Raw genomic sequence first — 18,939 nt, 5'->3', positions numbered from 1 at the left:
CAATTACTTGCGCCTGGCCCGCTCGATTGCCTCGACGATCATCTTCTTGGCATAGGCCGCATCGTACCAGCCTTCGATCTTGACCCATTTGCCGGGTTCGAGATCCTTGTAGTGCTCGAAAAAGTGCTGCACTTGCTGGCGGGTGATGTCGGGCAATTGCGTGTATTCGTGGACGTCCTCGTAACGCAAGGTCAGCTTGGGTGAAGGCACCGCGATCACCTTCTCGTCCTGGCCCGCATTGTCCTCCATCACCAGCACGCCGATCGGCCGCACATTGATGACGCAGCCTGGCACCAGCGCGCGCGTGTTGCAGACTAGCACGTCGATCGGGTCGCCGTCGCCCGACAGCGTATGCGGTACGAAACCGTAATTGCCGGGATAACGCATCGACGTGTGCAGAAAGCGGTCGACGAACAGGGTGCCGGCTTCCTTGTCCATCTCGTACTTGATCGGCTCGCCGCCGATCGGCACCTCGATTATGACGTTGACGTCCTCGGGCGGGTTCTTTCCGCTGGCAATCGCTTCGATACGCATCGCTTTATCCCTCTCTCGATTGGAGATCGATAGCGGGCGACGGCGAATGGTGCAATGCGGCGAATGGTACGGGGAGATCGTCCGAACCGAAAACCGGCCGGATCATGCGCTGGCCGTCATTCCCAGACGAAAGCGACCTTCTTCAGCGCCTTCTGCTCGAATATCTCGACGCCTTCGGCAACATCGCGGCCACCGGCGCCGGCATAGAAGGCAAGTGCGTTCTGATTGTCTTCCAGCGCCCAGACCACCATGCCTTTCAGGCCATGGTCGGCCAGCCGTGCCCGCGCGGCCGAGAACAGCCGGCTGCCGAGCCCGATGCCTTGATATTCCGGCCGCAGGTAAAGTTCGTAGATCTCGCCCTGCTGCCTGAGTTCGCGGGCACGGTTCTTGCCGATCGTCGCATAGCCGGCAATTTTGCCGCCGATTTCGACGACCAGGACGGTGGCAGCGCGGCGAATGGCATTCGCCCACCAGTCGGCGCCGCGGCGGTTGATCATCGATGTCAGCGTGCGGTGTGGGATGATGCCCGAATAGGCGCCGCGCCAGGCCTCGAGATGCACGTCGGCGATGGCGGCTGCATCGCGCGGTTCGGCTTTCCTGATGTCGATGCTCAGCGTATTCATGATTAGTTAACCATAAACCCGCCGCGCCCGATTGCAAGAGTCCGGTCAACCGCCACGATGCTTTCACACAGCCGGACGGTGCGTCCTTGAGACGCTGCGAAACCGCTTTTGGCGAGATCAAATCTCGACCAGATGGTCGTCCAGTTCGTTGCTGTCGCCAGTCGAGACCGGAAAATGTTCGGCCAGTACCGCACCGACTGCTTGGATCGCCTTGACCAACCCCTCGGCAAGCCGATCGTCGCCGGCATGCGCCGTAAGGTCGCGGACGACACCGTCCCAGACATGCTGGCCGACACGAGAATCGATCCCGCTGTCGGCGACCACCTCGGCGTAGCGCTCGGCAATCGAGACGAACACCAGCACGCCAGTGCGCGCCGTGGTGCGGTGGACGTTGCGGGCGAGGAACTGCTTCATCGCATTGGCGTGGGCGGCCTGGTAGCGCAGCCGCCTCGGCACCAAATGGATGCGCAATGCCGGCAATGCCCACAACAGGATGAGCACACTGGCAACCGCCAGAAGCTCGGCGATGACGAAATGCGGCAAGCGGATCGACAGCCACCAGGCTTCCAGCCCATAACCGACGGCGAGGCTGACGACGAGCATGCCGAGCATCGCCATGAAAGCGGCCGGAAAGAAATAGCCGTCGCTGGCATGCGCCACGACGCAGTAGATCTCGCCGTCGGTCTTTGATTCGGCAGCGCGGATCGCATCGGCGATGCGCTCATGATCCTCGGGGCTGATCGGTCGTGTTGCCATGATTGATGTCTCACCAGCTTCCTGAAGAACCGCCGCCGCCGGACGAACCGCCGCCGCCTGAAAACCCGCCGCCCGAACTTCCAGACGACCAACCGCTGCCAGAACTTCCAGACGACCAGCCACTGCCAGACGAGGTCCCAGACGTCCAGCCACCGCCACCGGAGGATGACGAAGCTGGCCCACGGCCGTAGCGGAACGTCATGCCCAGCCACTTGTAAACGCCCGGCGACAGCTTCGTGCCGAAGATCGGCGGCAGGAACGCCATTGCCAAGCCGCCGAAGAACATCGTCGCCCACAGGACAATGAACAGCATGAAGATGGGATCGACAGGATTGTCATTCGCCGGATTGCGCTTGCCGCGCGCCTCCAGTTCTTCGGGATTGCCTTCCAGCACCATGATCATGTCGTCGACGGCCTTGCTGATGCCGCCGGAGAAATCGCCGGCACGGAAGGCCGGCACCATGTCGTTTTCGATGATCAGCTTGGTGTGCAGGTCGGTCAGCGTGCCTTCCAGCCCATAGCCGACCTCGATGCGCATCTTGCGGTCGTTCGGCGCCACCAGAAGCAGGACGCCGTTGTTCTCCTTCGCCTGGCCGAGTCTCCAGGCGCGGAACAGCCGGTTGGCGTAAGGCTCGATCTCCTCGCCGTCGAGGCTGGGGATGGTCGCGACGACGATCTGGTCGGACCCTTTGGTCTCGAACTCGGCAAGCTTCTGCGTCAGCGCCGCCTCGGTCGCGGCATCGATGATGCCGGCATTGTCGACGATCCGTCCGGTCAGCGCCGGCAGTGCGGCGGCGAAGGCCGCGAAGCCGACCAGCAGCACCGCCATGGCCAACAGCGCGGTGCCGATCATTTTGATGAAACGGCCGGATTCCACCGGGCTGATGGCGTGTCTTGTCATCTCGTCACCAACTTCCCGAGGAGCCGCCGCCGCCGGACGAACCGCCGCCGCCGGAAAACCCGCCACCGCTTGAACCCGACGACCATCCCCCGCCGGAACCTCCCGACCAGCCGCCGGACGACCGCCGGTTTGGCTCGAAGGTCATGCCCAGCCAGCGATAGCGGCCGGGACCGATCTTCTGGCCGAAGATCGGCGGCAGGATGGAGGCTGCGAGGCCGCCGAAAAAGATGATTGCCCAGATGGCTATGAAGATCGTGAAGAACAGATCGTCGCTGTTGAACGGCGGCTGCTGGTTGCGTTCGCCGCGCGCCTCCAGTTCTTCGGGATTGCCTTCCAGCACCATGATCATGTCGTCGACGGCCTTGCTGATGCCGCCGGAGAAATCGCCGGCACGGAAGGCCGGCACCATGTCGTTTTCGATGATCAGCTTGGTGTGCAGGTCGGTCAGCGTGCCTTCCAGCCCATAGCCGACTTCGATGCGCATCTTGCGGTCGTTCGGCGCCACCAGAAGCAGGACGCCGTTGTTCTCCTTCGCCTGGCCCAGTTTCCAGGCGCGGAACAGCCGGTTGGCGTAAGGCTCGATCTCCTCGCCGTGGAGGCTGGGGATGGTCGCGACGACGATCTGGTCGGACCCTTTGGTCTCGAACTCGGCAAGCTTCTGCGTCAGCGCCGCCTCGGTCGCGGCATCGATGATGCCGGCATTGTCGACGACCCGTCCGGTGAGGGTTGGCAGGTCGGCGGCGAAGGCGATGACAGGGAGGAGGAGGAGGAGAAGGCTTTGGAAGACGAGCAGGAAGGCCAGGCAGGCGTTCTGTCGCGCCCCCCTCTGTCCTGCCGGACATCTCCCCCTCAAGGGGGGAGATCGGCTGTCACGGCTGTTTTCGCCAATCTCCAACGTTGCAGGATGGGCGGTGAGGCCAAAGCTGCCAATCTCCCCCCTTGAGGGGGAGATGCCCGGTAGGGCAGAGGGGGGCGCTACGGAGTGCAAGGCCAATAGGGACCACGCTCACCGGCTGTTCTTCACCCGCCTTGCGTGGTGTTGGTGCCGAAATCGACCTTCGGCGGCTGCATCTTATCCTCCTCGATGGTGAAATTCGCAAACGGCTGGTTGCCGCGGAACCAAAAGGTCGCCCAGATCACCGACGGGAAGGTCCTCAGCGTCAGATTGTACTCTCTCACTGCCTGGATATAGTCGCGGCGGGCGACCGTGATCCGGTTCTCGGTGCCTTCGAGTTGTGCTTGCAGCGCCAGAAAGTTCTGGTTGGCCTTGAGATCGGGATAGTTCTCCACCACCGCCAGCAGGCGCGACAGCGCGCTGGTCAGGCCGGCCTGGCTGTCCTGGAATTTCTTGAAGGCTTCCGGATTGTTCAGCGTTTCCGGCGTCACGGTCACCTGCGTCGCCTTGGCGCGCGCTTCGACCACGGCATCGAGCGTGTCCTTCTCGTGCGCGGCGTAGCCCTTGACCGTGTTGACCAGATTGGGGATGAGATCGGCGCGGCGCTGGTATTGATTCAACACCTCGCTCCATGCGGCCTTGGCGTTTTCCTCAGCCGTCGGAATGGTGTTGTAGCCGCAGCCGGCAAGCAGCGGCAGCATGACGGCCATGACCAGGAACGCAGCTAAATTACGAAAGATTGGCGGCGAAGAAAGGCGCTGGGCAAGCATGATAAGTCCCCTCGATAGCATTGGCAGGCGAAGCATTAGCACAATCCTTGCGTAAGAAAATGACTTCGGCCGAGAAGTGTTACTGGTTTCTGCCATTCGCCGTCGGGCCCTGTGACAGACGAGGCGAACGGGTTAAGCTCGGCATAAAACGGGACATCACCATGGCGAAACGCCACGACAGCGACGCGGAATCGCGCCGCATCATCGAACGGGTGGCGCGCGAGACCGACCCGGGCGGCACCTCGTTCCTCGCGCGAACCACTAAAGGTGCGCGCGACCACGTCACCGCGGCCGATGCCGACCGGTCGGATCCGATCGAATATTGGGGCACTCGCATCGGTCGGGCAGCGGGCTTGCTTATTGCCATCGGCCTGTTGATCTGGCTCGTGCTTTTCGTCACCAGGGGCAGTTAGGAAAATCAATGAGTGCCGAAAAAACCGAGGCGCCGCGCGCGGTCATCGTCGTCTCCAGCCATGTCGCCCGTGGCTCGGTCGGCAACCGTGCCGCTGTCTTTGCGCTGGAGACGCTCGGCTTTCCGGTTTGGGCGGTACCGACCGTCATCCTGCCCTGGCATCCGGGCCATGGCCGGGCCACCCGCATCGTGCCGCCGCTGGACCAGTTCAAGGCGCTGATGGCCGACCTCGAGCGCGCGCCGTGGCTGGGCGAGGTCGGCGCCGTGCTGTCCGGCTATCTCGGCGAGGCTGGCCAGGCCGAAGCCGTCGCTTCGCTGGTCGGCGCAGTGAAGGCGAAGACGCCGGACGCCCTCTATATCTGCGATCCGGTGATGGGCGATTCGGGCGGGCTCTACGTACCTGAGCCGACCTCAATCGCCATGCGCGACCGGCTGATGCCGATCGCCGATATCGCCACGCCCAACCGCTACGAGCTGGAATGGATGGCCGGAGCGCCGCTGCCAGACCTGAAATCGGCAATGGCTGCAGCCCTGCAGGCCGGCCCACCGGCCATGTTGGTCACTTCGGCGCCGGCGATGATGGCCGGCGGCACCGGCAATTTGCTGCTCACAGGCAGGGAGGCGCTGCTTGCCGAACACCGGCTCATCGACAAGCCGCCGAATGGGCTCGGCGACCTGACGGCGGCCGTCTACCTGGCGCGGATCCTGTCCGGCCAGCCGGCCGCCAAGGCGCTGCAATCGACCACGTCGGCGGTCTACGAGATCCTGGCGCGGACCGCCAAGCGCGGCGGCGACGAGTTGCAGCTCGAGACCGATGCCCAGAGCCTGTCGCACCCGATGGCGATGGTGCAGCTTCGCCATCTCCTGCATCCGGAACGGGACCGCCGGGCGTGACGCAGGCCGAAGACGCCGTGCCCCAGGATGGTGCGCCCAAGGATGTTGCGCCCGACGATGTTATGCCCTGGGGTGTTGTGCTTGTCGGCGTCGACGGTTGCAAGGCCGGCTGGATAGCCGTCCGCCGCGATCCCGGTGCGGCACCGTCGACAGCCGTTTTCCCAAGCTTCGCGGCGTTGCTCGACCGACTGCCCGCCGACTCGTTGGTAGCGGTCGATATGCCAATCGGCCTGCCCGATTTCTCCCAAAGAGGCGGTCGCGGCCCGGAGGCGCTGGTGCGGCCGCTGCTTGGGGCCCGGCAGTCCAGTGTCTTTGCCATCCCCTCCCGCGCCGCGCTCTACGCGGAGATCGAAGCCTTCACCACGGTCGACGCCTGGTACGCCGCACATCGCAAGGCAAGTGAGGTAGCCAAGACGACCTCAGATCCGCCGCGCGGTGTCTCGATCCAGGCCTTCGGCATCTTCGCCAAGATCCGTGAGGTCGATTCGCTGCTGATCGCGCGCCCCGAACTACGCAGCCGCGTGTTCGAATCGCATCCGGAAGTTGCCTTCTGCAAACTGAACGGCGACCGGGCGATGCGCCTGCCAAAGAAGATCAGGGGCAACATCAATCCGGCCGGCATGGCCGAACGCAAGGCGCTGCTTGCCCGGCATGGTTATAGCCAGGATTTTCTCGACCACGCGCCGCCGCGCGGCGCGGCCGCCGACGATTTCCTCGATGCCGCTGCGATGATGCTGGTTGCCGGACGCATCGTCAAAGGCGAGGCAATGCCGTTTCCGGATCCGCCGCTCGCCGATCGTTTCGGCATTCCCGTCGCCATTTGGGCCTGAGGACCAGGGCGTCAGGAGCGTGATCTGAGCGCCTCGTTGAGTGCCCACATATCCTTCTCCTCGGGCGCGGTCTCCAATCCGAGCACGGGAACTTGCGTGCGCAAATGGTCGTGGTGGGTGCGCACGCCATATTCGAGATCGGAGAGGTAAAAACCTCCGAAGGCTTCGGACAGCATGGATTCGTTGGACCATATCGAAAGCTGTACATCCTCGGCCAGCGTGTCGCGGTCGATGCGGTAGGATAGGTAGCGGGCTGCCGCCTGCTCCCTGGTCTCGTCGCAATAGCGGTAGATGGCGCCGCGCAGCAGCGTCTCACCCGTCGACAGCGGAAATTCCTGATAGAACTGCACCGATTCCGGCATGATCGACAGCGCGTTGTTCGGGAAGATGCCGTAGTAGATCCAGGCCTTGCGCAGGTGTTCCGGCAGGTGCTTCGCCTCGGGTGCGAGCTTGATGTATTGCGCGACGCTCCAGCGCCGTCCGGCATACGGATTGTAGGTGGCGAACGAGCGCGACACGCCGTTGACGAACGGCTCGTCGAAATAGGTCGCACCGTAAAGGTCCTGCAGCGCCGGATGCGCCATGGCGACGTGGTAGCCTTCATTGTCGACATCGCGCACCGACTTCCAGTTGACCGGCGTCTTTTGGGTCCAGATGCCCCAGGACGGCACCATCTCGGCGACGCCGTAATGGGCAATCTCGGCTTCGATCGGCTTCAACAGCTCGGCCACCGATGGCTGCGGCCCACCCTTGCGGAAACGGATGAAGATGAAGCCCATCCAGATTTCGAGCTCGAGCGGCATCAGGCCGAATTCGGTCTTGTCGAGGTCGGGGAAGGAACGGGGGCGGGCAGCACCGCGCAGCGTGCCGTCGAGATTGTAGACCCAGCCATGAAAGGGGCAGACCAGCGCATTCTTGCAAGTGCCCTGGCTGTCGGCAACGACGCGACTGCCGCGGTGGCGGCACATATTGTTGAAGGCGCGCACAACGCCATCCTTGCCGCGCACGATCAGCGCCCGCTCGCCGACCACATCCATCGTCAGATAGTCGCCGGCGTTCGGCACGTCGCAGACATGGCCGGCGATCTGCCAATGGTTGCGGAAGACGTGCTCTTTCTCGAGTTCGAGCAAGGCGTCGGAATGATAGCTCCAGCCAGGCAGCCCCCGCCGATCCCAATCGTTGGGGATTGCCACGTCACGCAGATGCGGGTTCATAAAAGGCTCTTTATTTATTGAATGCTCGTTCAATAAAAGCATATTTTCCGTTGAAATGCAATGGTTTGGGAAAATGGAGAGAATTCTTGACGGGAAATCAAGCGGGATTCGAGAGCCCAGTCCGAACGATCGAAGCCGGGAAAATCCCGGGAATTCCAGACGTTAATCCCCTTACACTTGTTGAGCGCTCGACGCTCTGTGGGCCTGGAAAAGCGACGTGGATCTGGTGCCGTGGGTAGCGGAAAACGAGCACAGAATGCCACCGGTGCTGCCAGCTACGCCGGATCGGTTTGCCCAGGAATGGCCGCGGGCTTGGTTTCATGCCGGTTACACAATCGTTAATCCATCATCGTTGGCCGGTTACAAGGTGCGATTAAGTTCGTTTCAACAGGGAAAAGAAGAAGACCGAAGGAAACGACGATGCGTACGAAAATCCAGATCACCGATACCGACCTTCGCCAGCAGGGTCCCCAGCGTAACGACCGGCGCCCGAAGCTGGCGCTGCGCCAGCGCGCCAGTGATCATCCGATGGCGATGTTCATGCTGCTGGCGGCTGCCGCATTTGCCGGCATGGCGTTGACGCCGACCGTCGGTCCGGCCTTCGCCTCACTGAACCCGCCGGCCAACCTCATCGACGGCGCGACAACCACCACCAAGACGGCGCGCCTGCCGATGCCGGAGATCGATTTTGCCTGCAAGGGGCAGGCCTGGGGCGCCGAGAGCCTGGATTGCCTGCGCGTCATCGCTGCCCAGTCGGGCAAGGCACGACCGGTCCGCATGATCGCCAATGCCGCCCCGCTGGCTGATATGCCGAACGTTTTTTGATTTTTTTGCGAGCGCCCTCCAGCACTCCAGTCAGGCTCCCGCCGCAATGTCGGCCGGGAGCCTTTTTCTTCCGGGGCGAGATCGCGGAGTCTAGCCGCCCAGAGCGGCCTGCTCGGCAATGGCCGAGAGCACGCCGCGCACATCCAGCGTGCTGAACGGTTTTTCGAGGATCGGCGGTCGCTGCTGCGCCGGCAGCGCTTCGATCTCGCCTTTCGCGCCGATCAGATCGCCGGTGACAAGCACGAAGCGCCGCGCCAGACCCGGCATTTCGGCGAGTAGCTCGCGATAGGCGGCTATGCCGCTGGTGCCGGGCATGCGCAAATCGGAAAACACGATGTCCGGCGGCACATGGCCGCTCAGCGTCGCGGCGGCCGAGACCCAGGCCGGCACGACCCGCGACTTGATGCCCATCAGCTCCAGAATATCGGACAGCGACGCGGCGACATCCGGCTCATCGTCTATGATCAGCGCGTGACGCAAGCCGCTCGACCGCGACGGAGCTTCGCCGGCGGCGGCCGCGCCGGCAGCGATCGCCGGCAGCTGCACGACAAAACGCACACCTCTCGGCGAAACCTCCTCGAACCAGATATTGCCATTGTGCCGCTCGATGATCGATTTCGAGATCGACAGGCCGATGCCGGTACCGACACCGACCGGCTTGGTGGTGAAATAGGATTCGAATATGCGTGAGCGTATCGCTTCCGGCACGCCTGGCCCGTTGTCCTCGACCGAGAATCCGGGATTGCCGCGGTCGCTGCGAAACGTCCGGACCTTGATCCTGCGGTCGCCGGCAACGCCGGCCAAGGCGTGCTGGCTGTTGATGAGGAAGTTGGCGGCCACCTGCGTCACGTGGTCGGCATCGGCCATGGCCAGCAACGGGCCGCCGGCGAAATCGGTGTCGATGATGATGCCGCTCGACCGTGCACCATAGGCGGTCACTTCGAGTGCGGCGCGGATCACCTGGTTGAGGTCGGTTTCGGCTTGTGCGGCCGGGTGCAGGCGGACCATCGACAGGAAGCTCTTGACGATACGGCCGCAGCGCTCGGCAGCGGCGCGCACCTTTTCGGCGCGCACCTTGGTCTGGGGATCGGCGGCGAATTCGTGCAGCAGCGTCGACTGGGCGACAACCACGGCCAGCGGATTGTTGAGCTCGTGCGAAACGCCGGCAAGCAGCGAGCCCATTGCCGCCATCTTCTCGTTCTGGTGCAGTTTTTCGCGCTGGCGGTTGATTTCCTCCTCGGCCCGCAACTTGTCGCGCAGGTCGCGGATGGAGCCGAAGATCAGCTGGCGATCGGCGACCCGCATCTCGGTTGCCGTCAGCTCGATCGGAAAAACCTCGCCGGCGGCATTCTGGGTGACCGTTTCAAGCCGTTGGCCGACCATCGGCGCGCCGCGGCCCGACATGTATTCGGCACCCGACGCATAGCCCTTGCGGTAATATTCCGGCACGACCGTATCGAGCAGGTCCTTGCCGAGGATATCGCTGCGCCGATAGCCGAACATCTTCTCGGCGGCCGGATTGAATTCGATAATCGAGCCGGTCTCGTCGATGACGATGATGGCGTCGAGAGAGGCCTGCAGCATGGTGCGGCGAATGACGTCGCTGGCATGCGCGTCGGAGGGCGACCGTTCGATGGCATCGCCGATGGCGAGTGCCACCATGTGCAGCGCCGCCTCTTCCTGGTCGGTCCATTCGCGTTCGTGGATGCAGTCGTTGACCGCCAGCGTGCCCCACAAATTGCCGTGCGAAAAGACCGACACCGACAGGAATGACTTGATGTTCTGCTTTTCGAAATCGGTCCGCAGAAAGCCTTCGAGATCGCGTGTGTGCCCGGCGAAGATCTTGCCTTGACGCTCGTCCTCCGCCAGCCGTTCCAGCAATGGGTCCGAATCGACGACCGACTGCATGATGACGGTCGGTGACGCCAGTTCGCCGCCAAACCGGGGAGCGATCCAATAAGCGGCGACCGACTGGGCGAAGCCCTGGCCGGGCAGTTCGCGCAGGCGAAACAGGATGCCGCGGTGACAATCCATGGCTTCGCAAAGCGTCTGGAGAATACCCTCCATTTCGCGTTGCCAGTCGCCGGCTTCGCGCAGCCGGCGAACCACATGCACGGCCGCCATCGACGCGCCCTGCCTGGCGCCCTGCATGTCCGCGCGTGTTGTTTCAGCCGTCATGGTCAGCCGTCATTTCCTGGCCGTGGCTTGCTCAAGCCGCCGGGCCTTAGTTGTTTTCCCCGACTGGCAGCGAGAAGATATAGCCTTCGCCGCGCACCGTGCGCAGGAATTTCGGATTGGCCGGATCCGCCTCGATCTTCTTTCTCAGCCGCATGATGCGGATGTCGACGGCGCGGGACGACTCCGGGTCCTCGACGAAACCGATCGCCTCGGAGATCGCCGCCCGCGTCAACAGCCGGTTGGCGCGCGTCAGGAACACCTCCAGCACGTCGAACTCGCTCTTGGCCATGTCGATGACCGCGCCGTTGGCGCCGGTGACGAGCCTGCCGTCGAGATCGGCGTGAAAGGGTCCGAAGCTCACGGACCGGCGGCCGCCGGATGTTTCAGCCTTGGCCTTTTGTGGCTCGGTCGGTTCCGGAACGCGGCGCAGCACGCTGCGCACCCTGGCCAGCACTTCGCGCAATTCGTAAGGCTTGACGATGTAGTCGTCAGCGCCGAGCTCCAGTCCGACGATGCGGTCCAGCGCGGTACCGGCCGCCGTCGCATAGATGATGCCGATCGGCATTTTCGACCGCATCCAGCGGCCGAGCGACAGGCCGTCCTCGCCCGGCATGGCGATGTCGAGAATGGCCAGATGGAAGGACTGGGTTTCCAAAAGGTCGCGCGCCGCCGCCGCACTTTCGGCCGTGGCCACATCATAGCCGCTGGCGCCCAGATACTCGGCGACCGCATCCCTCAGGTCGGGCTCGTCCTCGACAATGACAATTCGTGCCCGCACGATGCTTTCGCTCCCGCTTTCAGCGGAAAGTAGATTGGGTATAAACATGATGTCCAGCACTCTTCTTGGGTTGCCGTATGCGGGGTAGAAAAACATGGCTGCACGATCCGTTATCGCGCTTGTTTCCGTCGCTGAAGTAATTGCGACCGATCTCGCCGATCATCTCGAGCGGCGCGGTCATGACGTCCGCGCGGCGCGACAGCCGTGGGAGGCCGAATCGCTGCTTTCGGAAAAGGGTATCGATGTCGTGGTTGTCGGCGACAGCGTCAGCCAGGCAGAGGGGCGCGACCTGCTCAGGCGACATGGCGGCGAAGGTGGACCGGATTTCATCCTGATCTGCCGCCCGGCCGATCTGGTCGACAAGGTTCTGGCGCTCGAACTCGGCGCCGCCGACGTCGTCGAAAGCCCGCTCAATGTCAGGGAGCTTGCCGCTCGCGTAGGCGGCCTTCTGGCTCGGCGCGGCAGGAGCGCCGGGGAACTGATCGTGCTGGAGAACGCGACCGTCGATCTCCGATCGGCCATCGTCATGCACCGCTCGGGCACGGAAGAACAGCTGTCCCCCGGGCAGGTGGCGCTGCTCAGGCTGTTCCTGGCCAGCCCGCGCAAGGTGCTGACGCGGGACGACATCATCGCCGCCGCGCCCGCCGAAAATGCCGAAGCCTTCGATCGGTCGATCGATTCGCGCATCGTGCGGCTGCGTCGCAAGCTCGATACCGAAACCATCACCACCATACGGGGTGCGGGCTACCGGTTCGATCCGCCCACGCAATTCACCGATTGAAGGCAGGACGGCCACCCTTTTGTCTTGAGCATCGATTTTCCCAAAACCGTTCCACTTTGGGGTCCGATGCTCTTCAGCGCACCACGAGAAGCGACGGGCCGGACAGCATGTCACTGTTCGTGCTGACCTCGCCGGCATGGGCACGTTCCTTCAGCAGGACGGTGGCGAGGCCGGCAATGCCGAGCAGCCCCTGCACGTAAAGCAGCGCGGAAAGCATGGAAGCGGCGAATTTCGTTTTCATCCTGTTCGTTCCTCAAAATTGGAATTTACGGGCACTTCAGGGGAACCCCCGAAGCGCCCGCGCCCCCAGCGGAGCCCCCCGTTGCGGCGCGGGCCTTCGGTCCTCTCGGCTGCAAGTTGCCGGAGGCGCCGCGCATCCTCAACGGCCCTAAGCCGCCCCCGCCAGAGGGGCTTGAGCCGGTCGACGCGCAGGCTGGAAACTGTCCAGACCAATCCAGACCGTAGCGAAAACAGTGTTGGCTTCCGATCGTTCGTTGACCGCTGTTTTCGTTAGGTCAACTTTGCCTGTTCGCTGTATCCGGATCATGCCGCCGAGGCTGCGCTTTGTTGCAGCTCGGTTTCGGAGTCAGGTGAATTCCTATCAAACGAAAGGCAATCGCGTATTCGCGCCGCGGTTTGGCCGATCCGCCTAGGCAAACACGCCACCGTCATGACGACGTCGTGCAACTGCAAGCTGCTTTGCACGGACCTTTTCTGTTAACCAGGGGAAACAGAATCGAAACACAAACGAGCATGTAGCGAAATCGGCTGGAAACATGACGCCCCGATAAGCCGGTCATCGAATTGAGCCGGCCCCGACCGGCAGAATAGGGGAGACATCATGTACACTGCCATTTCCGCCAAGCTCATCAACATCGCTGCCGCCGTGATCACCGGTACTGCCTTGCTTGTCAGTGCCGGCAACGGCGCAGCCCACGCCGCCGCCAACAAGATCGTCGCGCGTGTGTCGCTATCGCAGCAGACCATGGAAATCCTGGTCGACGGCCGGCCGACATTCGCCTGGAAGGTCTCGACCGGCGACAGGACGCACGTCACGCCGACCGGTTCGTTCAAGCCGACCCGCATGCATGAAATGTGGTATTCGAAGAAATACGACAACGCCCCGATGCCGCATTCGGTGTTCTTCAGCGGCGGCTACGCCGTACATGCGACAAGCGCCATCAAGCGCCTCGGCCAGCCAGCCTCGCATGGCTGCGTGCGCCTGCATCCGGACAACGCCGCCGATTTCTACCAGCTCGTCGAGGTCTTCGGCCCGGCCAACACCAGCATCGTCATCGTCAAGTGAGCGATGCTGCTCTCATCACTTACAAAAAGGCCGGAAATCCGGCCCTCTTTATTAGTGCAGTATCAGTGCAGTCTAATCCGGCATCACCGGCATCAGGTTCGGATCCGGCTTTTCGGCGTGATGCGGCAGGTCCTTGCTGGCGATAAAGGTGTAGAACATCGGCACAACGAACAGCGTGAACATGGTTCCGACCAGGATGCCGGTGAAGATCACCAGGCCCATCGAATAGCGTGCCGCGGCACCCGCGCCGCTGGAGATGATCAGCGGCACCACGCCGAGCGCCATCGCCGCCGTCGTCATCAGGATCGGCCGCAGCCGCACCCTCGCCGACGCGATGATCGCATCGCGGCGCCGCATGCCGTGCATTTCACGCTGCTGGTTGGCGAACTCGACCAGGAGGATGCCGTGCTTGGTGATGAGGCCGATCAGCGTGATCAAGCCAACCTGCGTGTAGATGTTGAGTGTGCCGAGCCCAATATTAAGCGGCACGATCGCGCCGAAGATCGACAGCGGCACCGCCATCATGATGATCAGCGGATCGCGGAAACTTTCAAATTGCGCCGCCAGCACCAGATAGATGACGAGCACCGCCGCCGCAAACGCGATGATGATCGTGTAGCCCTGTTCCTTCTCCTGCCGCGATTGACCGGTATAGTCGATGAAGAAGGTGTCGGGCAGGCTTTGCTTGGCAATGTCCTCGATCGCCTGTAGCCCATCCCCGGTGGTGATGCCGGGCCGCGGCAAGGCAGAGATCGTCGCCGAGTTGAGCTGGTTGAACTGCTCGATGGCGGCCGGCGACGCGTTGGTCGAGATCTTCACCACCGCCGAGAGCGGCACCATCTCGCCCGATACGCTGCGCACGAAATACTCGCCCAGTTTTTCGGGATTGTCGCGGAATTGCTGCGGCACCTGCGGAATGATGTCGTAGCTATTGGATTCGCGGTCGAATTGCGCCACTTCGGCGCCACCGACCAGGAGCGTCAGCGTCCGGCCGATGTCGGCTATCGGCAGGTTGAGCCCGGCGGCGCGGTCGCGGTCAATCGTCACTGTCACTTGCGGCGCGTCGAAGGTCATCGAATTCTGCACGACGATGAAGCGGCCGGAGGCCTGCGCCTTGTTCTTGATGTCTTCGGCCGCCTCGTACACCTGCGAGGCGTCGCCGGTCGAGCGCACGACCATCGTTATCGGCAGGCCGCCGCCGGAGCCGGGCAGCGTCGGCGGCGCGAAGACGAAAGCTTCGACGCCCGCCACCTTGCTTAGGCGGCCCGTAATGTCTTGCTGGATTTCCTTCGAGTTGCGCGTGCGGTCAGCCCAGTCCTTGAACGCAAAGCCGACGAAAGCGCTGTTTGTCTGGCCACCACCGAAAGCGACCGCCGAGAACTGTGCCCGCGTCTCGGGCAGATCCTTGACCAGGCCGAGTATCTGATTGACGTAGGTTTCGGTATAGTCCGACGTCGCGTACCGCGGCGCGGTCACCAGCGAAAGCAGGAAACCCTGGTCCTCTTCCGGCGCCAGTTCGCTCGAGGTCTTGGTGAACATGAAACCGGTCGTGGCGACCAGCGCGAGGACGATCATCAGCGTCACCGGGCGATAGTTCAACGAACCGGTGACGAGCCGCTCATAGATGTGTTCGACCCGCCCGAACGTATTGTCGACAATGCGCTGAAAGCGGCTGTGCGAGCCGGACCTCAGGATACGTGCCGACATCATCGGTGTGATGGTGAGGGCGACGACACCCGAAAGCACCACCGAGCCGGCAAGCGTCACCGCGAATTCGCGAAACAGTGCGCCTGTCAGGCCGCCGGTGAAGGCCAGCGGCGCGAACACGGCGGCCAATGTTATCGTCATGGCGACGACGGCGGACGAGATCTCCCGCATGCCGTTGAAGGCTGCCTGCATCGGCGACAAGCCGTCTTCCTCCATGTGGCGGTGGATGTTTTCCACCACCACGATGGCATCGTCGACGACAAGTCCGATCGCCAGCACCATGGCCAGCAACGACAAAAGATTGATCGAATAGCCCACCGAAAACAGCAGGAAACAGACGCCGATCAGCGACAGCGGAATGGTCACGATCGGCATCAGCACCGAGCGGAACGAGCCGAGGAAGAGCAGGATGACGACGATGACGATGGCGACCGCCTCGCCGATGGTCTTGAACACCTCCTCGATCGACGCGCTGATCTGCTCGGTTGAGTCGTAGACGATCTCCATCGTCATGCCGAGCGGCAGCGTCTCCTGGATGGTCGGCACAATCTTGTGGATTGCCGCCGCGGTGGTCAGCGGATTGGCGGCCGGCGTCGGAAAGATAGCGAGAAAGATGCCGGGCTTGCCGTTGAAGCTGACCCTGGTGTCGGTGTTCGCCGCGGCGAGTTCGACGCGGGCCACGTCGCGCAGTCTCACCACATTGCCGTCCTTCGACCGGAGTGGAAGGGCGGCGAAAGCCTCCGGCGTCTGCAGCGTCGAGCGAACGGTGATCGAAGAAACCACATATTCGTTTTCGGTGTCGCCGGGCGCGGAAAGGAAATTCGATTCGTTGATGGCGGCCAGCACTTCCGCCGCCGTCACGCCGCGCGCCGCCAGTTTGATCGGGTCGATCCAGACCCGCATCGAATATTCGGCTGCGCCGAAGATCTGCACGTCGGCGACGCCTTCGACCGTCGAGATACGCGGCCGCACGACGCGCTCGATATATTCGGTGAGCTGTTCCGGCGTCATGTTCGGGTTCTGCATCGAGATGTACATCATCGCGAACTGCTGGCCGGTGCCCTTGACGATCACCGGGTCTTTGGTTTCGTCCGGCAGATCGCCGCGAACGCTCTGCACCTTCGACAAGACTTCGTTCAGCGCGACGTCGGGGTCGGAGCCGAGTTTCATCTGCACCGTCACGGTGCTGGATGACGGCCGGCTCGCCGACGTCACATAATCGATGTTTTCGGTCGACGCGACAGCACGCGCGATCGGCGCGGAAATGAACCCCTGGATCAGGTCGGCGCTGGCGCCGGGATAGGCCGTGGTGATGGTGATGGCCGTTTCTTCAACCTCAGGATACTGCCGGATCGAAAGGTTGAAAATGCCTTGGAAACCCAGAAGCAGGATCATGCAAGCAAGCACGGTCGAAAGGACCGGGCGGCGGATGAAGAGGTCGGAAAAGCTCATTGCTGGGCTGCCTGCTGGTTGCCCGGCTTGCTCGGATCGATCGTGTTGTCGACGGCAACGGACATGCCGTTGGAGAGCCGGTTCTGGCCGGCGGTAACGACTTCGTCGCCGGGCGCGATGCCCTCCAGGATCTCAACGAGGCCGGCGTTGCGGCGGCCTGGCTTGACGAACACCTGGGCTAGCACGAGCTGCGGCTTCTGTTCTTCCGCTGCCGGCTTGCCTTCCGCTGCCGGTTTGGCTGGGGTAGCGGCCGCCTTTTCGTCGGGTTTTGCCGCGGGTGCCTCGGCTGCGGGCTTGGCAGCATCTGCAGCCGGCTTTTCTTCCGGCTTTGCCTCGGGCGCCGCGCCGTTGGCTTCGGCGGATTTGGCCGGGCGCACTACGAAGACGAAGTCGCCGTACAGGCTGGAAGTCAGCGCCGTCTGCGGCAGCGCCAGCACGTCGTTCTCCTCGGGCAGTTCGACGCGCACCTGAACGAACTGGCCGGGCGTCAGCTTGCCTTCGGGATTGCCGACCTCCGCCCTTACCGTCACCAGCCGGCTGGTCGGGTCGATCTTCGGATCGATGCCGCGGATGCTGCCGGTGAACGGCATGTCGCCGCCGCCGACGCCCAACCGCACCGTCTGTCCGATCTTCAGCTGCGGAAGCTGCTGCTCCGGCACGGTGAAATCGACACGCATCGTATCCATGTCCTGCAAGGTCACCACAGCGGTGCCGGGTGTGAGATACTGGCCAAGGTCGATTTTCGGAATACCGACGGTACCCTTGAAGGGGGCCGTCAACTGCTTTTGGTCGAGCACCGCTTGCAGCTTGTTTACCTGCGCGGCGGAGACCGATGCTGCTGCCTGCGCCGTGTCGAGCGTAGCATCGGTGCCGACCCCGCGCTTCTGCAGCTCAAGAGCGCGCATCAGCGTCGTCTGGTCGGATGTGGCTTGCGCTTTCGATGCCACGAGGTCGGCTCGCTCGACTTCATCGTCGAGCTGCAGCAGCACGGCGTTGGCGGCGACCTTTTGATTGGCATGGAACAGGATGTCCTTGACGATGCCAGCAGTTTCGACGGTGAGGTCGACGCCGCGTACGGCACTGACAGTGCCGATCGCCTCGATGCCGGGCGTCCATGACATCGGTTTGACGATGACCGTCGACACGGTCGCGGCCGGCGGCTTCATGGTGGCGAAGAACTGTTTGATCGCATTGTCGCGAAACAGGTTGAAGCCAACGATGCCGCCGCACACCAGCACGAGCAGAATGAAGGCGATGATGAAGCGCTTGATCACGAACAGTCCCTCGGCCACGGCCCAGCATAACGGTCGGATGACCGGAACACATACCTGTGCCTGGTCCCAATTTCAAATGACGGCGATCTTACTGTACCGTCTGGACGGTCTTGTCAATTCCGCCTAAGCTAATGAAAGGGGGAACGCTTGATGAAGGCCCGCAGAGCAAATTCGCGCGAGAAGATTCTCGCCGCCGCCGCCGCCGTGGCGCGCGAGACGGGTCCTGGCAGCCTGTCGCTGGATGCGGTCGCCAGCCGTGCTGGCGTGTCGAAGGGTGGTCTTCTCTACAATTTCCCGACCAAGGCGAAATTGATGCAGGCGCTGGTGGAGGATTATCTGCGCGCCTTCGAGCAGGCGCTGCAGTCCGCCCGCACGGCCGGCATCAACGGCGAAAGCCCGCTTGCAACTTATATCAAGCTGTCGGCCGAGCATGCCGAGGAATCGAAACCGTCGGCGTCCTGGATTTTTTCGGCGATTGCCGAGGATCCCGATTTCCTGACGCCGATAAAATCGTTCAGGCGGCAGCTGTTCGAGCGGCTGAAGCAGGAAACGCCGAACCTCAAGGCGCTGCTGGTCTGCTATCTCGCCATCGAAGGGCTTCGCAGCATGAACCTGTTCGATTCGGACATTCTCTCCGCCGAAGAGCGCCGGCTGCTGATATCGACCCTGCTGGAGATCGCGGAATAGTCTAGGAATGCGCCGGCCGGGTTCAATTGCCTCGGTCGCGTCGATCGCCCGTTGCGTCAACCCAAAGTGCCCGCCGTCACACAGGCTTCATCCTGCCGACATAGCGTCCTCCCATTCTTTGC

Annotated in this window: 19 protein-coding genes; 7 read left to right on the top strand and 12 right to left on the bottom strand. The window is 62.9% G+C overall.

Annotated features, from left to right (window positions below; all coding sequences use genetic code 11):
- Positions 1-3: 3 nt before the first annotated feature.
- The 6 genes from ppa to NKI67_RS05275 form a co-directional block, all read right to left on the bottom strand.
- On the bottom strand, positions 4-534 hold the full coding sequence (gene ppa / locus NKI67_RS05300; protein WP_352451245.1) for an inorganic diphosphatase: 531 nt from the start codon (positions 532-534) through the stop codon (positions 4-6).
- A gap of 116 nt (positions 535-650) precedes the next feature.
- A complete protein-coding gene (locus NKI67_RS05295) occupies positions 651-1,157 on the bottom strand; it encodes a GNAT family N-acetyltransferase (protein ID WP_023678138.1) in 507 nt (168 codons plus the stop codon).
- A 117-nt stretch (positions 1,158-1,274) separates the two neighbouring features.
- Positions 1,275-1,913 carry a TPM domain-containing protein gene (locus NKI67_RS05290; RefSeq protein ID WP_352644629.1) on the bottom strand — a complete coding sequence of 213 codons (639 nt, stop codon included), beginning with the start codon at positions 1,911-1,913 and terminating at the stop codon, positions 1,275-1,277.
- A 10-nt stretch (positions 1,914-1,923) separates the two neighbouring features.
- Positions 1,924-2,766, bottom strand: coding sequence for a TPM domain-containing protein (locus tag NKI67_RS05285; RefSeq protein WP_352644684.1), 843 nt, complete (start codon positions 2,764-2,766; stop codon positions 1,924-1,926).
- A 52-nt stretch (positions 2,767-2,818) separates the two neighbouring features.
- On the bottom strand, positions 2,819-3,667 hold the full coding sequence (locus NKI67_RS05280) for a TPM domain-containing protein (RefSeq protein ID WP_352644626.1): 849 nt from the start codon (positions 3,665-3,667) through the stop codon (positions 2,819-2,821).
- A 167-nt stretch (positions 3,668-3,834) separates the two neighbouring features.
- The gene (locus NKI67_RS05275) at positions 3,835-4,479 is read right to left on the bottom strand and encodes a LemA family protein (protein ID WP_023678141.1); all 645 of its coding nucleotides are present in this window, start codon (positions 4,477-4,479) and stop codon (positions 3,835-3,837) included.
- A 161-nt stretch (positions 4,480-4,640) separates the two neighbouring features.
- Between NKI67_RS05275 and NKI67_RS05270 the strand changes: the two genes are divergently transcribed.
- The 3 genes from NKI67_RS05270 to NKI67_RS05260 all read left to right on the top strand — a co-directional run bounded on the left by NKI67_RS05270 (position 4,641) and on the right by NKI67_RS05260 (position 6,615).
- The gene (locus NKI67_RS05270; RefSeq protein WP_023678142.1) at positions 4,641-4,892 is read left to right on the top strand and encodes a hypothetical protein; all 252 of its coding nucleotides are present in this window, start codon (positions 4,641-4,643) and stop codon (positions 4,890-4,892) included.
- Positions 4,893-4,900: 8 nt separating this feature from the next.
- Positions 4,901-5,785 carry a pyridoxal kinase PdxY gene (pdxY, locus tag NKI67_RS05265; protein ID WP_352644625.1) on the top strand — a complete coding sequence of 295 codons (885 nt, stop codon included), beginning with the start codon at positions 4,901-4,903 and terminating at the stop codon, positions 5,783-5,785.
- 62 nt (positions 5,786-5,847) lie between these two features.
- Complete coding sequence (locus tag NKI67_RS05260) at positions 5,848-6,615, top strand: DUF429 domain-containing protein (protein ID WP_352574925.1); 768 nt, start codon at positions 5,848-5,850, stop codon at positions 6,613-6,615.
- Positions 6,616-6,626: 11 nt separating this feature from the next.
- On the opposite strand, the gene NKI67_RS05255 is transcribed toward NKI67_RS05260, so the two are convergent.
- On the bottom strand, positions 6,627-7,829 hold the full coding sequence (locus NKI67_RS05255; protein WP_352644623.1) for an aromatic ring-hydroxylating oxygenase subunit alpha: 1,203 nt from the start codon (positions 7,827-7,829) through the stop codon (positions 6,627-6,629).
- 420 nt (positions 7,830-8,249) lie between these two features.
- Here NKI67_RS05255 and NKI67_RS05250 point away from each other — a divergent pair, with 420 nt between their 5' ends.
- Entirely contained in the window at positions 8,250-8,654 is a 405-nt protein-coding gene (locus NKI67_RS05250; RefSeq protein ID WP_352644621.1) for a hypothetical protein, read from the top strand.
- Between the two features lie 90 nt (positions 8,655-8,744).
- Here NKI67_RS05250 and NKI67_RS05245 read toward each other — a convergent pair whose 3' ends face one another.
- On the bottom strand, positions 8,745-10,832 hold the full coding sequence (locus NKI67_RS05245) for a PAS domain S-box protein (protein WP_352644619.1): 2,088 nt from the start codon (positions 10,830-10,832) through the stop codon (positions 8,745-8,747).
- 46 nt (positions 10,833-10,878) lie between these two features.
- The gene (locus tag NKI67_RS05240; RefSeq protein ID WP_198023578.1) at positions 10,879-11,658 is read right to left on the bottom strand and encodes a response regulator; all 780 of its coding nucleotides are present in this window, start codon (positions 11,656-11,658) and stop codon (positions 10,879-10,881) included.
- 46 nt (positions 11,659-11,704) lie between these two features.
- On the opposite strand from NKI67_RS05240, the gene NKI67_RS05235 reads away from it, so the two are divergent.
- Positions 11,705-12,391, top strand: a complete 687-nt coding sequence (locus NKI67_RS05235) for a response regulator transcription factor (protein ID WP_023678149.1) — start codon at positions 11,705-11,707, stop codon at positions 12,389-12,391.
- Between the two features lie 73 nt (positions 12,392-12,464).
- Here NKI67_RS05235 and NKI67_RS05230 read toward each other — a convergent pair whose 3' ends face one another.
- Positions 12,465-12,632 carry a hypothetical protein gene (locus NKI67_RS05230; protein ID WP_023678150.1) on the bottom strand — a complete coding sequence of 56 codons (168 nt, stop codon included), beginning with the start codon at positions 12,630-12,632 and terminating at the stop codon, positions 12,465-12,467.
- 600 nt (positions 12,633-13,232) lie between these two features.
- Between NKI67_RS05230 and NKI67_RS05225 the strand changes: the two genes are divergently transcribed.
- Positions 13,233-13,697, top strand: coding sequence for a L,D-transpeptidase (locus tag NKI67_RS05225; RefSeq protein WP_352458095.1), 465 nt, complete (start codon positions 13,233-13,235; stop codon positions 13,695-13,697).
- 72 nt (positions 13,698-13,769) lie between these two features.
- Here the strand turns inward: NKI67_RS05225 and NKI67_RS05220 are convergent, their stop codons facing one another.
- Together NKI67_RS05220 and NKI67_RS05215 are read right to left on the bottom strand one after the other, a co-directional pair.
- Complete coding sequence (locus NKI67_RS05220) at positions 13,770-16,856, bottom strand: efflux RND transporter permease subunit (protein WP_352644616.1); 3,087 nt, start codon at positions 16,854-16,856, stop codon at positions 13,770-13,772.
- Positions 16,853-18,130 (bottom strand): efflux RND transporter periplasmic adaptor subunit, encoded by a 1,278-nt coding sequence (locus NKI67_RS05215; RefSeq protein WP_502909320.1) that lies wholly within the window; start codon positions 18,128-18,130, stop codon positions 16,853-16,855. Before NKI67_RS05215 ends, NKI67_RS05220 begins: the two co-directional genes overlap by 4 nt.
- Positions 18,131-18,280: 150 nt before the next feature.
- Between NKI67_RS05215 and NKI67_RS05210 the strand changes: the two genes are divergently transcribed.
- Positions 18,281-18,817: a TetR/AcrR family transcriptional regulator gene (locus NKI67_RS05210; RefSeq protein WP_352569487.1), complete on the top strand. Its 537-nt coding sequence runs from the start codon at positions 18,281-18,283 to the stop codon at positions 18,815-18,817.
- The last annotated feature ends 122 nt before the right edge of the window (positions 18,818-18,939 follow it).

Origin of the sequence: Mesorhizobium sp. M0408 (assembly GCF_040321495.1) — a bacterium.
Taxonomy (GTDB): domain Bacteria; phylum Pseudomonadota; class Alphaproteobacteria; order Rhizobiales; family Rhizobiaceae; genus Mesorhizobium.
Note: the sequence above shows the minus strand (reverse complement) of the source record. Positions and strands in the feature narration are given on the sequence as shown.

What these genes read in the sequence shown, in the direction of transcription:
- ppa (WP_352451245.1), bottom strand. Translation starts at nt 534, where the DNA reads ATGCGTATCGAAGCGATTGCCAGCGGAAAGAACCCGCCCGAGGACGTC.
- NKI67_RS05295 (WP_023678138.1), bottom strand. Translation starts at nt 1,157, where the DNA reads ATGAATACGCTGAGCATCGACATCAGGAAAGCCGAACCGCGCGATGCA.
- NKI67_RS05290 (WP_352644629.1), bottom strand. Translation starts at nt 1,913, where the DNA reads ATGGCAACACGACCGATCAGCCCCGAGGATCATGAGCGCATCGCCGAT.
- NKI67_RS05285 (WP_352644684.1), bottom strand. Translation starts at nt 2,766, where the DNA reads ATGATCGGCACCGCGCTGTTGGCCATGGCGGTGCTGCTGGTCGGCTTC.
- NKI67_RS05275 (WP_023678141.1), bottom strand. Translation starts at nt 4,479, where the DNA reads ATGCTTGCCCAGCGCCTTTCTTCGCCGCCAATCTTTCGTAATTTAGCT.
- NKI67_RS05270 (WP_023678142.1), top strand. Translation starts at nt 4,641, where the DNA reads ATGGCGAAACGCCACGACAGCGACGCGGAATCGCGCCGCATCATCGAA.
- pdxY (WP_352644625.1), top strand. Translation starts at nt 4,901, where the DNA reads ATGAGTGCCGAAAAAACCGAGGCGCCGCGCGCGGTCATCGTCGTCTCC.
- NKI67_RS05260 (WP_352574925.1), top strand. Translation starts at nt 5,848, where the DNA reads ATGCCCTGGGGTGTTGTGCTTGTCGGCGTCGACGGTTGCAAGGCCGGC.
- NKI67_RS05255 (WP_352644623.1), bottom strand. Translation starts at nt 7,829, where the DNA reads ATGAACCCGCATCTGCGTGACGTGGCAATCCCCAACGATTGGGATCGG.
- NKI67_RS05250 (WP_352644621.1), top strand. Translation starts at nt 8,250, where the DNA reads ATGCGTACGAAAATCCAGATCACCGATACCGACCTTCGCCAGCAGGGT.
- NKI67_RS05245 (WP_352644619.1), bottom strand. Translation starts at nt 10,832, where the DNA reads ATGACGGCTGAAACAACACGCGCGGACATGCAGGGCGCCAGGCAGGGC.
- NKI67_RS05240 (WP_198023578.1), bottom strand. Translation starts at nt 11,658, where the DNA reads ATGTTTATACCCAATCTACTTTCCGCTGAAAGCGGGAGCGAAAGCATC.
- NKI67_RS05235 (WP_023678149.1), top strand. Translation starts at nt 11,705, where the DNA reads ATGGCTGCACGATCCGTTATCGCGCTTGTTTCCGTCGCTGAAGTAATT.
- NKI67_RS05230 (WP_023678150.1), bottom strand. Translation starts at nt 12,632, where the DNA reads ATGAAAACGAAATTCGCCGCTTCCATGCTTTCCGCGCTGCTTTACGTG.
- NKI67_RS05225 (WP_352458095.1), top strand. Translation starts at nt 13,233, where the DNA reads ATGTACACTGCCATTTCCGCCAAGCTCATCAACATCGCTGCCGCCGTG.
- NKI67_RS05220 (WP_352644616.1), bottom strand. Translation starts at nt 16,856, where the DNA reads ATGAGCTTTTCCGACCTCTTCATCCGCCGCCCGGTCCTTTCGACCGTG.
- NKI67_RS05210 (WP_352569487.1), top strand. Translation starts at nt 18,281, where the DNA reads ATGAAGGCCCGCAGAGCAAATTCGCGCGAGAAGATTCTCGCCGCCGCC.